Genomic DNA, 14,818 nt, shown 5'->3' on the forward strand with positions numbered 1-14,818 from the left:
GTCTGCCTAGTTATATCAGAGCTTACCTGCCTAATTTGGTATGCGAAAGTTGAGTCTATAATATTAGTAAATTCATACGATTAATTATTTAAAGCTCTTCGGATCCATTGCATCTCTCAAACCATCCCCCATGAAGTTAATGGAAAGAACCGAAAGTAATATCATTACTCCAGGTGGGATCCATAACCATGGTTGCGATGCTAATACAGTAATAGATTGAGCTTCGTTTAACATATTCCCCCAGCTTGCTGTTGGAGGTTGAACTCCCATCCCTAGAAAACTGAGGGATGCTTCCATAATAATGGCAGATGCAATACCGAATGTAGCATTTACTAGAATAGGTGCAATACAGTTCGGCAAAATATGCTGGAAGACAATTTTAGGTGTTGAATAGCCTAAGGCGACTCCCGCTTTAACATAATCCATTTCTTTGATTGTTAATACACAGCCTCTTACCAATCTGGCTATCGAAGGCCATCCGAGTAAGCCTAATACTAAAATAACGTTAAAAAGACTAGGTCCCATTATACTTACAAGAACTAAAATAACCATTAAATACGGAAATGACATGAATATATCTGTAATACGCATAATTACCATGTCTACCCATTTTCCAAAATAGCCTGCAATAGCTCCTAGAATTGTACCGATGGCAACATAAATTGCAACTGCACCTACTCCAACCGATAAAGATACTCTTGCAGCATATAGTAAGCGACTAAACAAATCCCTTCCCACTTCATCTGTACCAAGGAGGTTCTCCGCAGAAGGAGCAGCCCCAAATTCCCCATCCACAGAATACGGATTATGTGGAGCAATAATTGGAGCAAAGATTGCAATCAAAACCATTAATGAAAAAATAATCATTCCAACAACTGCTAACTTATGTTTAAAAAAACGCTTTGTTATTAGTTTCAGGTAGCTTTCTTCATTCCCCAATTGGTCTTGGACAGGGATCACCACGCTATTTAAAGGTAATTCCGTATCCATTTTCACATTAGGAATACTCATGTTCACTCCTCCTTAGTTATACTTTATTCGTGGATCCACAACAGCATATAAAATATCCGCAAGCAAATTAGAGAATAAAACAGCAAGTGCTGCGATAAAATTTATAGCCATTAATGTCGGATAGTCACGTGATGAAATGGACTGAATCGTTAATTGTCCTAAACCAGGCCATTGGAAAATTTGTTCTGTTACTACAGCTCCACCAATTAAAATCGGTATCTCCATCCCGATGATCGTAATAATAGGAATAAGCGCATTTTTTAACCCATGTTTATTCGTAACGAAAAATTCCTTTAATCCTTTCGCTCGAGCAGTTCGTAAATAATCCTGCCCTAGTACTTCTAGCATGCTGCTTCTGACGTAGCGGACTGTGCTTCCTGCAATCCCGGTTCCTAATATAGCTGCTGGCATAATAAGGTGAAATAATGTATCGACAAATCCTCCGTTACTACCTAATGTAAACATCCCACCTGTAGGTAAAATATTTAAAACGAGAGCAAAAACATAAATGCTTCCTAAGCCTAAGAAAAAGTTAGGAATAGATACACCTAAAAAGGAAAAAGTAGTTGTTAAATAATCAATCCAAGAATACTGTTTAGTTGCACTTAAAATTCCAATCGGAATAGCAATAATATAGGCAATAACTAAGGCTGTGCTCATTAGAAGCAGTGTTGGCCCCACTCTATTTAGTACTAAATTTAACACTGGCTCATACGTTGTATAGGAAAATCCAAAGTCTCCTTGGAGAAGATTTCCTAACCATCTAAAATACTGAATGTAAATGGGATCATTAAGTCCCAATGCTTCTTTCTTCGCATCGATATCAGCCTGGGTTGTATCTGGATTAATATACATATCCACAGGGTTACCAGGAGCAAGGTTAATAATTAAAAAGTTAAACACAGTTACGCCTAACAACACTGGAATAGCAATTAATAATCTCCTGACAATATATTGGAACAAACAAATCTCCCTCCTTTAACTTAGTGGAAAATGACAGGCAACTGAATGATCCGCTGGATTTAAGAGCGGCTCTCTCTCCTTACAAATAGCTTGTGCCATTGGGCATCTTGTATGGAATCTACAGCCCTTTGGCGGATTTGCTGGACTCGGAACATCCCCTTCTACTACAATGCGCTCTCTATTTCGTAGATGGGGATTAGGGATAGGATAAGCACTTAACAACACTTTCGTATATGGGTGCTTTGGATTTTTAAAGATTTCTTCTGTCTTGCCAATTTCAACGATTTTACCTAAATACATAACAGCTATTCGATCACTTATATACTTAACCGCTCCTAGACCATGGGCAATGAATAAATAGGTTAAGTTAAATTCTTTTTGCAAATCTTTTAATAGATTTAACACCTGCGCTTGAATCGACACATCCAATGCTGATACCGGTTCATCACAAACAATTAATTTTGGCTTGAGCATAAGCGCCCTTGCAATACCAACCCTTTGTCTTTGACCACCAGAGAATTCATGAGGATATCTGCCTTTATGGAATTTAGTTAATCCTACGATTTCAAGTATTTGATCTACCTTTTTACTAGCTTCTTCTTTCGTCGCAAGTTGATGGGCAATCAATGGTTCTGCCAATAAATCGCCTATACGCTTACGTGGATTAAGAGATGAATAGGGGTCCTGAAAGATAATTTGCATCTCTGTCCGAATTTTTCTTAATTCCTTATGTTGAATCGTTGCCATATCTTTTCCTTCAAATAACACTTTCCCATCTGTCGGTGGATCTAACTTTACGATTGCTCTTCCCGTAGTGGATTTCCCACACCCAGACTCACCAACGAGAGAAATGGTTTCCCCAGGATAAATCGAAAAATTAAGACCATCCACCGCTTTTACATAGCCAACAGTTTTCGATAATATCCCTTTCTTAATCGGATAGTATTTCTTTAAATTTTGAATTTCAATTAATGGTTGTTTTTGTTCTTCGAATATTCCGTCTTTTTTAGGTAGAGTTTCTACACTCATACATGAACCTCCCTTTCTTCATTTTGGATGTGCTCTTGCTGATTATCCTCATACAACCAACAACGAACCTTATGATCGGGTTTGTTATCTAGGCTAATATGGGGAGGCTTTTCGGAAATACATTTTTCCATAACGAAAGGACATCGAGTGTGAAACCTACAACCTTTTGGCATCTGTTGCAACGTCGGAACAGAACCAGGAATAGAATATAACTTTTCCTGAGAATCATATTCTAAATGCGGAATGGAGTCGATTAAGCCTTTGGTGTACGGATGTTTCGGCTCATCAAAAAGGGTAAAGACATCCGCCTCTTCAACAACTTGTCCGGCATACATTACGATGACTTTATCAGCCATTTCTGCAATAACACCTAAATCATGGGTAATCATCATAATGGCTGTCTCAGATTCATTTTTTAAGCTCTTCATTAATTCAAGAATCTGCGCCTGTATCGTTACATCTAATGCGGTAGTAGGCTCATCTGCAATTAATAATTTGGGCTTACAGGATAGAGCCATCGCTATCATTACCCTTTGACGCATCCCGCCAGAAAGAGAATGTGGATATTCATCAATGATTATTTCTGCTCTTGGAATACCTACTTTCTTTAGCATTTCTACCGCATAGCTTTTGGCTTGCTTTGCCTTTAAGCCCATATGTAAACGAATTAATTCCACCATTTGATTACCAATCGTAAAAACTGGATTTAAAGAAGTCATTGGTTCTTGAAAAATCATGGATATTTCATTTCCTCGAACTTTACGCATTTCTGCTTCTGTTAATTTCGCTAAATCTTTTCCATTCAGATTAATCGATCCTTTTTTTATATATCCATGTTTTCCTAGTAATCTCATAATAGATAAGGAAGTAACACTTTTTCCACATCCTGATTCTCCCACAATACCAATGGTTTCACCTGGCTGAAGCTGAAATGTAACCTCTTCTACCGAAACAACCTCGCCCTTATCCGTACGAAAAGCTGTTTGCAATTTATCCACTTCTAAAACATTCTGACCCATACTTCCCCTCCTATTAGAAAAGCGTAAGCGCCTTGTTTATCAGCGTACAAACTGGAGAATCATCGACTGAGATAAAGGAAACACGATGAACGTTAGTGAATCGATGTTGACTTATCGTAGGGAGATGATTGGAAGTTTGCTAGCTGATAGGCGCTGGAGCTAGATCGTTTTCTACCTTAGAATCCCTAATCTCATTTATTTAGAAAAGCGTAAGCGCCTTGTTTATCAGCGTACAAACTGGTCGACTAACTGCGCAACGTCGACACTAGTACATCCCTGTACGTCGGAGAATCATCGACTGAGATAAGGGAAACACGATGAACGTTAGTGAATCGATGTTGACTACGCAAAAGAGATGATTGGAAGTTTGCTAGCTGATAGGCGCTTTACACACTTTTATGAATGCTAGATTCTTTTTCTAATTAAATAGTGGAGCTATTCACTAAAGCTTCTTTCTTTTCAGAATTCGTATAGTAATCTACCAAACTTAAAAATATTTTAGCTGTATGCAGCATCGCTCTTTCATCAAAGGTAAATTTCGGATGATGATGCGGATAAACAGCATCAATCGCTTCATTTCTAGCACCAACCGAGAAGAAACATCCAGGACGTTTTTGTAGATAGTAAGAAAAGTCTTCCCCACCCATACCTGGTTTTTCTATTTTTACGATTTTGCTTTCTGGTAGGACGTCTATTAAACACTTTTCTAGAATATTCGTTTCATCTGCTGTATTAATGGTAGATGGATACCCTTTTGCATAACTAAACTCATATTCTGCATGGAACGCTTTACATACTCCACTGATGAGTTGTTCCATTTCCTCCTCAATCAATGAGCGCACATCCTCATCAAATGTACGGATAGTTCCAGTGAGCTCCACTGTATCTGCAATAACATTCCCTGCATTTCCTGCATGGAAAGAACCAATGGAAATAACTGCAGGCTTTTGTGGATTTACTCTTCTACTTACAATATGTTTTAACTGATTGGCGACTTGTGCACCAACTGCAATTGCGTCAATCGTTTGATGAGGAGAAGCACCATGACCACCTTTCCCTTGAATTTTCAATTCAAAAGCGTCACTCGAAGCAGAAACAGGTCCTATTCCGAAAAGGACACTTCCTAGCTCACTCCCAGACGCCAAGTGAGCACCATAAACAATATCTACATCATCCAGACAACCATCTCCAATCATTGCAATAGCTCCTCCTGGTGGTAATTCTTCAGCATGCTGATGTAACAGAACCACATTTCCAGCTAAGTCATCAGAATTCTCCTGTAAAACCTTTGCTACTGCCAATAAAGTAGCGGTATGACCATCATGTCCGCATGCATGCATAACACCTGGCACTTTTGATTTAAAGGCTACATCTTTTTCATCTTGAATAGGCAATGCATCAAAGTCTGCTCGTAAAGCAATTGTCTTTCCTGGTTTCGCACCATAAATTTTCCCAACGACTCCATTTCCACCAACATTTCTTCTTACCTCAATGCCAAAGCTCTCCAATAAATCCCCAATCATTTTACTTGTATTTACTTCTTGAAAGGATAGCTCTGGATTTTCGTGCAAATGTCGTCTCCACTCTATCATTTGGTCATACATAGTTTCGATTTCTTTGTACCATTTTTCTAACATATATTTCGCTCCCATCCCATTTAAATTTGAAAATACCTCTTTTATAGAACTGGTTCAGCTAAATCTTCTTTTACTTGTATCGATACATATTTGTCGACAATACTCAAGAATGCTTTTCCAGCATAAATCATTGCTCGTTCATCAAAATCGAACATTGGATGATGGTGAGGATAAGCTTTTCCATCTGATACCTTAGCTCCTGTATGAAAAAACATGCCAGGCTTTTCAAGCAAATAATAGGAGAAATCCTCCGCCCCCATAATTGGTACGGAACGAACTAACATATCCTTATCTAGTGAATCTTCGATTACCTTTTCAAAAACCTCTACTTCTTCCTCATGGTTATAAACCGAAGGATATCCCTTTATATAATTGATTTCACAAGTAGCCTGCATGCTTTCACAAATTTCTGTTGCCATTAATTTGATTTCATCTTCCATAAATAAGCGCAGGACTTTATCTAGTGTACGTACAGTTCCTTTCATCACTGCAGTATCTGCTATTACGTTTTTCGCATTTCCTGCATGAAACGAACCGACTGACAATACAACTGGATTTAATGGGTCTACACGTCTACTAGCAATAAATTGCAACTGACTAACTAGTGCAGTACCGACGGCAATCGCATCTACCGTGTCATGAGGAGCAGAACCATGTCCGCCTTTTCCTTTAATCGTAATTTCAAAAGCATCTGCTGCCGCTTGAGAATATCCTGGTTTATAAAAATATTTTCCTAATTCATTTAGTGAGGAAAGATGTGCACCATAGACGACATCTACATCTTTTAAACAATCGTCTTCAATCATCGCCTTTGCTCCTCCTGGTGACATCTCTTCTGCATGCTGATGAAGCAATACGATATTTCCTGCAATGGTGTCTCTATTATCTTGAAGTACCTTAGCTACCGCTAATAAGGTTGCCGTATGTCCATCATGCCCACATGCATGCATGACACCAGGTACCTTCGATTTATATGGTACATCCTTTTCATCCTGTATTGGCAAAGCATCAAAATCAGCTCGCAATGCAATTGTTTTCCCTGGTTTTGCACCGTAGATTTTTCCGACTACTCCTCTACCACCTACATTTCTCCTTACCTCAATACCGAATCCTTCTAAAATATCAGCAATCATTCTTGGTGTTTCCACCTCTTGGAAAGATAGTTCCGGATACTGATGAAAATGCCTTCTCCACTCAACCATTTGATCAAACATCTCGGCTAATTCACTATGCCACTTTTTTAACATACTACCCCTCCTAATAATTTTGCTCTTGAATAAGGAATACTTCCTAAGAAGAAAAATGTAACTACAAGCATATCCCTTACATTCGATTTCTTTTATAGTAACGGTAATTTTCTACAAAGTATAATAAGAATTTTTAATCATCAAAATATTCAGAATTAAATCAATCACTTCTATTTTTTGTCGAATCCACCTATATAAGGGTTGTTATCGTTTACATTTTTCTTGTACTATAAGAGAAAATTGATTCCTAATTCCTATAAAAAAACAGATGGAACTCCTTTACTAAATGGAGTTCCATCTGTTTTTTGGTAAGTTCCTATAAGACCTTACTCAAGAAGGAGATTGTGCGTTCTTCTTTAGGATTACTAAATAGCTCTGTTGGAGCATCTTCTTCAACAATGTATCCGCCGTCCATGAAAATAACTCGATCACCAACCTCTCTGGCAAAACCCATTTCATGAGTTACGACAATCATTGTCATTCCTTCTTTAGCCAGATCCTTCATAACTTCCAACACCTCTCCGACCATTTCTGGATCTAGTGCAGAGGTTGGTTCATCAAATAACATAATACTTGGTTCCATTGCTAAAGCTCTTGCAATCGCTACACGCTGTTTTTGTCCACCTGAAAGTGAATCGGGATATACATTTGCTTTATCCTCTAATCCTACTTTCTTCAATAACGCTAGCGCTTTTTTCTTGGCATCCTCTTTCGCCACTTTCTTTACCTTTATGGGAGAAATCATGACATTTTGAAGAACCGTTTTATGAGGGAATAAATTAAACTGCTGAAACACCATACCTACATCCTTACGAACTTCATTAATATTGGTGGATTTATCAGTAATGTTCTTCCCTTTAATATGAATAGTTCCATTTGTTATACTTTCTAATAAATTGATACACCTTAGAAAAGTGGATTTTCCTGAACCAGAAGGACCAATAATAACAACTACCTCCTGTGGGTTAATCGTAACACTAATATCCTTTAATACTTCATTGTTTCCAAATGACTTTTTCAATTTATCTACAACAATCATTCTGTTTTCAACCTTCTTTCCAATCGAGTTAAGAAGAAGCTTAATGTTAAAGTGAGAACTAGGTAAATAACAGCTACCGTTAAATAAGGCTCCCAAACTCGGTTATATTGCCCCATCATTAGCCTTGCATAATACATTAACTCCGGAGCGGCTATAACGGCTGCTAAAGAGGAATCTTTTATCAAAACGACGAATTCATTACCAAGTGGCGGAATCATTCGTTTAAAAGACTGTGGCAGGATTATATAGCGCATTGCTTGTACATGAGTCATTCCTAAAGATCTTGCAGCTTCCATCTGACCGCGATCTATCGACTCAATCCCTGCTCGGAAAATCTCTGCAATATAAGCAGCCGCATTTAACGACAATGCAACAATTGCTGCTATCATTGCATTTGTAGTGTTCAAGAATAACGGGATGAACCCAAAATGAATAATTAAGATTTGTACAAAAAGGGGAGTTCCACGAAAAACAGCAATATAACAGCGAAAAGGAAAGGAAATCCACTGATTTTTTGCTATTTTCCCAAGCCCAATTACTAATCCTAAAATAGTACCAAACACAATCGCATATAAGGATAATTGAATGGTTACTAATATTCCTTTTTTAAATAAATCTGCATACTCCAAAATTATCGTGAAATTAAAATCCATTACTTCTCCTCCAAAACAACAATATGACGGATATCCATTTACTATTTGGCAATAGAAAAGCACAAATTTTCTCCTTTAAAAAAGGGCACTCAGAAGGAGCAGCCCCTCACTTAGCTACAATATGGAAGAAAATTTGTGCTCCCTAATTGTCAAAGCGGGGTTATGCCCATTTTGAGTACCCTTCCTCATTTGCATATACTTATTGTTGCGCTTTTAAATTTTCAATATCTGGATCCTGTCCAAACCATTCTTTATAAATTTCTGCATATTTTCCATTATCTAAAATAGCATTAAGCCCCTTGCTGAGATCATCTACAATTTCACTATCTTTAGGGAACATGAAACCATAAAATTCAGACTCAAAGCCTTCCTTATCTTCAATTACTGTAAAATTGTCCTGTGGATTATCTTTAGCATATGTTTCAAGTACGGCATTATCTGCAACTACTGCATCTGCACCCTTGTTTTTCATTTCTAGAATGGCTAGATTATTATTTTCAAATTTTTTCACTTTTTCGTTGGCATTTCCTAAAAGTGCATCTACTGCATCTGCTCCTGTTGTTCCTGCCTGAACTGCCACTGTCTTATCTACTAAATCAGCAGCCTTCTCAATATCAGTACCTTCTGGAGCTAAAATTTTATTTGTGCTCTCAAAATAAGGAATAGAGAAATCATAGGATTTAAGACGATCATCATTAATCGTGATTGCAGATAAACCGACATCTGCTGTTCCATTCTCTAATTCAGCAAATACTGGATCCCATCCAACATTGACAATTTCAAACTCGTATCCTGCTTCCTCTGCTGCTGCAGTGAAAACATCCACATCAAAGCCAATAATCTTGTCTTTATCCATGTATTCAAATGGTGCATAAGCCGCATCTGTTACTACTCTTAGTTTCTTTTTGCCTTCTCCATCACCATTTGCTTTTTCAGAGCTTGTACCACATGCTGCTAAGGCAAGTACAATCGATAGTAATAAAGTAAATAAAATTCCTTTGTTCTTCAATGGTAAATCCCCCTCTTTCGATAGGAAAACCCTATACTTGTATAATGTAGAATTTTCCAATAATACAAAGTAAAAAAATTCTATTCTTGCCACTCTTATATCAATATACCTATCTTTTGTAATGCATTTATTATAACTTTTTGTTAATTTATATACAAGAAAACTTTTTAAAATTTCTTAAAATTTGAATAATAGACACAAAATTAAAAAAAGAAGTTCATTATATAAATAAATTGTTGAGTAATGAACTTCTTTTTTCTATAAGTCTATTTCTATTACTTGTACTCTAGCTGATCTCGTACTACCTTAAGCCGTCCCCCTCTCTCTAATCGGGGGCACTGAAAACGGCGCTTATCGATAACTAATAGTAGCCATTATTTAGTTTGAAGGAGAATTTCATTTCTACTTTATATTTCTTTAAAGATTTTTTAAACCGTGTATGGAAAAAACTCTTCATAAATTGCCTTTACTGCTTTTTTGACAACTTTTTCTTTTACACCGAACATCATGCTTACTTCTGATGATCCTTGGTTAATCATTTCGATATTTACGCCTACTTCTGCAAGTGCCTTGGATGCTCGGGCATTTGTCCCGACATTATGACGCATGCCTTCTCCTACAAGCATGATGAGTGCTAAATCATGCTCGACTTTTATTTCATCTACTTGTAATTCATTAGAAATTCGCGCCAATATTTCTTGTTCACTTTTTCCTACTAATTGGTCTTGACGCAAAACGATAGTTAAATCATCAATTCCAGATGGCATATGTTCATAAGAAATATGGTAATCCTCTAATATAGATAGAACTTTTCTAGCAAAACCTATCTCCCGATTCATTAAGTATTTACTAATATAGATAGAACAAAATCCCTTATCATTGGCAATTCCAACTACCGGTCCATTTGTATTATTTCTTGCCGAAACAATTCTCGTTCCTGGAGCTGAAGGATTATTCGTGTTTCTAACTTGAACAGGAATTCCAGCACGGTAAGCCGGGATTAGCGCTTCAGCATGGAAGACGGAAAAGCCAGCATAAGATAATTCGCGCATCTCTCGATAAGTTAATTCCTTAATTTCTTTTGGTTGTTTAACGATGGAAGGATTGACCGAGTATACTGCATCAACATCTGTAAAGTTTTCATACAGGTCTGCTTTTACTCCATTTGCGAGAATAGCACCAGTAATATCTGATCCACTCCTTGAAAAAGTAACAACTTCTCCTGATTCGTTATAACCAAAAAAGCCTGGGAACACAATGATCTTCTTTTGCTCTCTTAAAGCGAATAATCGATCATAGGATTCAGCAAGCACCTGAGCATTTCCAGGATTATCACTTACAATTAATCCCGCTTCTTTCGGATTAATATAGATTGCATCCAGTCCTCTATCTTTAAAAAAATGCGCTACTAATTTCGCATTATTATCCTCTCCACTAGCTTTCATTGCTTCCATAAAAGCTTTTTCATCAGAAGATTTTTCCATTAGTTCTAATAAATCCTTTTTAATATTCGCTATAATATCACTAGATAGATCTAATTCTTTAGCAATACTTGCATACCTCGTTAATACTTCCTCTAAATAAGGGGATGGACTTCCTCCATTTAATACAGATGTTGCACATTGTATTAATAAATCAGTAACCTTCGTATCCTCCTCATATCTTTTTCCAGGAGCAGATACAACAACTATCTTTCTTTCCCTGTCTGCCTTTACAATTTGTAATACTTTTTCCAATTGGTTTCCTGTAGCTAAGGAACTACCCCCAAATTTCACAACCTTCATTTCGACAACTCCCACCGATTGTTAAATAGTAATAATTTTCAAAATTATCCACTATCGTTATTATCACTATTTCATGTTAAATAATCAAGTGCTATCCTCCTTAAAAATACATTTGTTTCCACAGAAAGAACATTCCTGTTTTTAAATATTTTACAATTTATTTTTTACACAAAAACACGAAAATCCTTCATTGGTAATTCCAGTTAATTTTTGGTTCCTATATAACTCTACAAACCGCAAGCTTGCAGTCTTTTCTTGAAAGAAATCCCTTCCTCTTATATAGAACACCGAACATCTATTGGAAAAAGGCACCCAAAATACTTTCTTTTATGTAAATTTTACGTTAAACTAATATTTAGTTAAACGAAATTGTTTGTGTTATTTGTTACAATCTCCTCTTTCTTCCTTTCGCACTCTCTTTCCATCTTAGATGGAGGAGGCCTTTAATGAAATAATTTCTACTTTATTAGAAAGAAGTGTTTTACAAAATGGAAAACCAAAAATATTCAAAACGAAATTTAGGAATCATGTGGTTTGCCAACTTTTTTATAAGTGCCTGTATGACCATGGTTCTCCCATTTTTATCGCTTTATATTGAATCATTTGGTCAATATTCACCAGAATTTGTCCAGCATTGGTCAGGATTATGTTTCTCTGTCACCTTTGTAGCAGCCTTTTTATTTTCACCAATCTGGGGGAAAATTGGCGATAAATTCGGCAGAAAAACAATCCTTATAATCTTGGCAATCGGTCTTGGTATATCAGTATTTCTTATGAGTTTCGCCAATTCAGTATGGGAAGTTTTTATTCTTCGCTTCTTCACAGGATTTTTCACTGGTTTTATCCCAATGTCCCAAGCATTTATTTCCACTCAAACTCCCAAAAAAATTGCTGGAAAAGTTTTAGGAACCTTACAAACAGGAAGTATTACTGGTGCATTGATCGGTCCGCTTCTTGGAGGCGTATTAGCAGATAGCTTCGGTTATGGCGCGACATTCCGATTTACTTCGCTGGCAATCTTTATTTCTGCCATTCTAGTATGTACTACAAAAGAATTTGTTCTACCTGTCCAAAAGGGAACAAAAAGTAGTTATACAAGTAAAGAGGTATTGGCCTATATTCTTAAGAATCCTGTTTTCATCACCGTGCTTCTGATCTCAGCCTTTATTCAAATTGCCCATTTTAGCATTCAGCCTATTCTTTCTTTATATGTCAGTGAATTGCACGGACCTGAGAATATTGCCTTTTTCGCTGGATTAGCTTTCTCAGCTGCAGGATTAGGTAATTTGCTAATGGCAAGGAAATGGGGAGAATTAGGAGATCGCTCTGGTCATCTAAAAATACTCGTTATCCTCTTATTTATCGCAGGCTTTATTTATTTCCCAGGGGGATTTGTTAATCAATACTGGCAACTACTTATTATCCGCTTTATTCTCGGTGTAGCAATTGGCGGAATGGTTCCAGTACGTGTAGCTTATATCCGTCAAGAGGTACCGATTGCCATGCAAGGAGAAGTAATGGGATACGAAACAAGTCTCCGTTTTCTCGGCAACATTATCGGCCCTGCCCTTGGTGGAGTAATCGCAGGAAATTTTGGTTTCTCTATGGTATTCTTTTCAACTAGTATTCTCTTATTAGCAAGCGGTATTTTCTTATTTGCTATGATGCATCGACATCCTAAGTTATCCAAACAATCGGCTTCTTAACATCTAGCTTGCACTGGTGTGTAGTAACATTTTTCTCCTTTATGATGTATAATTAAGTAAATGATTGACATTAAAAGGAGGAAAACCAATGGCTAAATCAGCTGCAAGAAAGAAGCGAGAAAAAGCATTAAGAGAAAATGGATTTGATATAACAATGCGAAGAGGATCATGGGGAACCATCGTGCCAATCACGAAAAAAACAAAAACAAAGCAGGAACAATTAACACGAAAAGAAAAGAAATATAAACAAAACCATTCTTCTAGATATGATGAGAATGGTTTTTATTTTTGTGTTCTTATTTAATTACTCTTCGATTTTCTGCAAAAATTGATAACCAAGAATTTTCATCCCTAGTATCCTCATATATTAAGCCATTGCCTAAACATTTTCGTCCTTATATAATAAATGCAATTACTAATTTGTATAAAGGGGATTAATCGTGGAAAGTATTAAATTAGAAGAACAAGAAGAACAACACACCCTCTCCTATTTAGATGGAGTGAAGGACTGTATTCCAACATTACTTGGCTATATAAGCATTGGCCTTGCGATGGGAGTAGTCGGTGTATCGTCCGGCTTATCTGTACTACATGTTTTCTTGCTTGCCACATTTGTTTATGCTGGTGCTTCTCAATTTATTATCTGTGCAATGATCGCAGCTGCAAGTCCAATTAGTGCTATTATTCTTACAACATTTATTGTGAATTTGCGTCACTTGTTATTAAGTTCAGCACTAGCACCTAAATTCACCCAATATTCAGTACAGAAAAATATTGGCATTGGAAGCCTTGTAACAGACGAGTCATTTGGGGTAGCTATTATGAAAATCGCTAGAAAAGAACCAATTAATGATCGATGGATGAACGGACTGACTCTTACTGCCTACCTTGTTTGGATAGCAGCTTGTACAGTCGGAGGATATATTGGCGGCTGGTTCCCAGATCCTGAACAGTTTGGATTAGATTATGCTTTGCCAGCTATGTTTATCGCCTTACTGATTCTCCAGTTGCAAACAATTGAATCTACTAAACTGAAACACTATTTATTATTAATCACATTGATGATAATATGCATGCTCGTTTTCTCCACTTTTTTATCAAGTAGCTTAAGCGTAATTTTATCAACGATCATTGTAGCTACCATTGGGGTGGTGACAGATAAATGATGAGTAATTCAAGCTTTTTCCTTTTATTAATTGGTTGTACACTCGTAACGTTTATTCCAAGAATTATCCCCTTTTTAGTAGTACGCAATTTTACCATCTCAAAGCCTGTTGAAAAATGGCTTTCCTTTCTTCCAGTTTGTATTTTTACTGGTTTAATCGTAGAAAGTCTTTTAAAAACTGATGGAGGATCTAGTATCGGTATTAATTGGGAAGCACTCCTCGCGACTATCCCTACGATTCTTGTTGCTTTTCTTAGTAAAAGCTTATTGACCACCGTGTTATTTGGAGTAGTGTGTATGGCAGTTGTGAGATTGTTATTGTAGTTATCCGTTCACTTGTAAAAATGCCTCTTTTAAAGGGGGTTTTTTTTGGGGGAAAGCTGTTTTTCCCCTTTTCTGTGTTTTTGGATTTTCGTTAGCTTTATGAAAACCACTTTCCCCTTTTCCTCCGTTTTTTTGGCGTTCATCCCGCTTATGAAAACCACTTTCCCCTTTCCCTCCGCTTTTTCGGCGTTCATCCTGCTTATGAAAACCACTTTTCCCGATTCCCTCGGCT

At 36.9% G+C, this 14,818-nt stretch carries 15 protein-coding genes; 4 read left to right on the forward strand and 11 right to left on the reverse strand.

Annotation, left to right across the window (positions count from 1 at the left end; all coding sequences use genetic code 11):
• Nucleotides 1-84: 84 nt before the first annotated feature.
• From opp4C to RTL21_RS11375, 10 genes are all read right to left on the reverse strand, one after another.
• Nucleotides 85-1,011: an oligopeptide ABC transporter permease gene (gene opp4C / locus RTL21_RS11330; RefSeq protein ID WP_312095997.1), complete on the reverse strand. Its 927-nt coding sequence runs from the start codon at nt 1,009-1,011 to the stop codon at nt 85-87.
• A 12-nt stretch (nt 1,012-1,023) separates the two neighbouring features.
• Complete coding sequence (locus RTL21_RS11335; protein ID WP_312095998.1) at nt 1,024-1,974, reverse strand: ABC transporter permease; 951 nt, start codon at nt 1,972-1,974, stop codon at nt 1,024-1,026.
• A gap of 15 nt (nt 1,975-1,989) precedes the next feature.
• Nucleotides 1,990-3,003, reverse strand: a complete 1,014-nt coding sequence (locus RTL21_RS11340; protein WP_312095999.1) for an ABC transporter ATP-binding protein — start codon at nt 3,001-3,003, stop codon at nt 1,990-1,992.
• Nucleotides 3,000-4,022 carry an ABC transporter ATP-binding protein gene (locus RTL21_RS11345; protein WP_312096000.1) on the reverse strand — a complete coding sequence of 341 codons (1,023 nt, stop codon included), beginning with the start codon at nt 4,020-4,022 and terminating at the stop codon, nt 3,000-3,002. Before RTL21_RS11345 ends, RTL21_RS11340 begins: the two co-directional genes overlap by 4 nt.
• A 422-nt stretch (nt 4,023-4,444) precedes the next feature.
• Nucleotides 4,445-5,659 carry a M20 family metallopeptidase gene (locus RTL21_RS11350; protein ID WP_312096001.1) on the reverse strand — a complete coding sequence of 405 codons (1,215 nt, stop codon included), beginning with the start codon at nt 5,657-5,659 and terminating at the stop codon, nt 4,445-4,447.
• A 41-nt stretch (nt 5,660-5,700) separates the two neighbouring features.
• On the reverse strand, nt 5,701-6,906 hold the full coding sequence (locus RTL21_RS11355) for an amidohydrolase (protein WP_312096002.1): 1,206 nt from the start codon (nt 6,904-6,906) through the stop codon (nt 5,701-5,703).
• 316 nt (nt 6,907-7,222) lie between these two features.
• Nucleotides 7,223-7,945, reverse strand: coding sequence for an amino acid ABC transporter ATP-binding protein (locus RTL21_RS11360; protein ID WP_312096003.1), 723 nt, complete (start codon nt 7,943-7,945; stop codon nt 7,223-7,225).
• Nucleotides 7,942-8,598 carry an amino acid ABC transporter permease gene (locus RTL21_RS11365; protein WP_312096004.1) on the reverse strand — a complete coding sequence of 219 codons (657 nt, stop codon included), beginning with the start codon at nt 8,596-8,598 and terminating at the stop codon, nt 7,942-7,944. The genes RTL21_RS11360 and RTL21_RS11365 overlap by 4 nt, the downstream gene beginning before the upstream one ends.
• Nucleotides 8,599-8,797: 199 nt before the next feature.
• Nucleotides 8,798-9,607 carry a basic amino acid ABC transporter substrate-binding protein gene (locus RTL21_RS11370; RefSeq protein WP_312096005.1) on the reverse strand — a complete coding sequence of 270 codons (810 nt, stop codon included), beginning with the start codon at nt 9,605-9,607 and terminating at the stop codon, nt 8,798-8,800.
• A 428-nt stretch (nt 9,608-10,035) separates the two neighbouring features.
• The gene (locus tag RTL21_RS11375) at nt 10,036-11,391 is read right to left on the reverse strand and encodes an aspartate kinase (RefSeq protein WP_312096006.1); all 1,356 of its coding nucleotides are present in this window, start codon (nt 11,389-11,391) and stop codon (nt 10,036-10,038) included.
• A gap of 488 nt (nt 11,392-11,879) precedes the next feature.
• Between RTL21_RS11375 and RTL21_RS11380 the strand changes: the two genes are divergently transcribed.
• The 4 genes from RTL21_RS11380 (at nt 11,880) to RTL21_RS11395 (ending at nt 14,586) form a co-directional block, all read left to right on the forward strand.
• The gene (locus tag RTL21_RS11380; protein WP_312096007.1) at nt 11,880-13,097 is read left to right on the forward strand and encodes an MFS transporter; all 1,218 of its coding nucleotides are present in this window, start codon (nt 11,880-11,882) and stop codon (nt 13,095-13,097) included.
• An 88-nt stretch (nt 13,098-13,185) separates the two neighbouring features.
• A complete protein-coding gene (locus RTL21_RS11385; protein ID WP_312096008.1) occupies nt 13,186-13,401 on the forward strand; it encodes a hypothetical protein in 216 nt (71 codons plus the stop codon).
• A gap of 136 nt (nt 13,402-13,537) precedes the next feature.
• Nucleotides 13,538-14,263 (forward strand): AzlC family ABC transporter permease, encoded by a 726-nt coding sequence (locus tag RTL21_RS11390; protein WP_312096009.1) that lies wholly within the window; start codon nt 13,538-13,540, stop codon nt 14,261-14,263.
• Nucleotides 14,260-14,586 (forward strand): AzlD domain-containing protein, encoded by a 327-nt coding sequence (locus tag RTL21_RS11395; protein WP_312096010.1) that lies wholly within the window; start codon nt 14,260-14,262, stop codon nt 14,584-14,586. The genes RTL21_RS11390 and RTL21_RS11395 overlap by 4 nt, the downstream gene beginning before the upstream one ends.
• Here the strand turns inward: RTL21_RS11395 and RTL21_RS11400 are convergent.
• Nucleotides 14,587-14,818 (reverse strand): hypothetical protein (locus RTL21_RS11400; protein ID WP_312096011.1); only part of this gene is annotated, 232 nt, incomplete at its 5' end. It lies immediately after the preceding gene.

The organism is Niallia sp. (genome assembly GCF_031978665.1).
GTDB lineage: Bacteria > Bacillota > Bacilli > Bacillales > Cytobacillaceae > Niallia.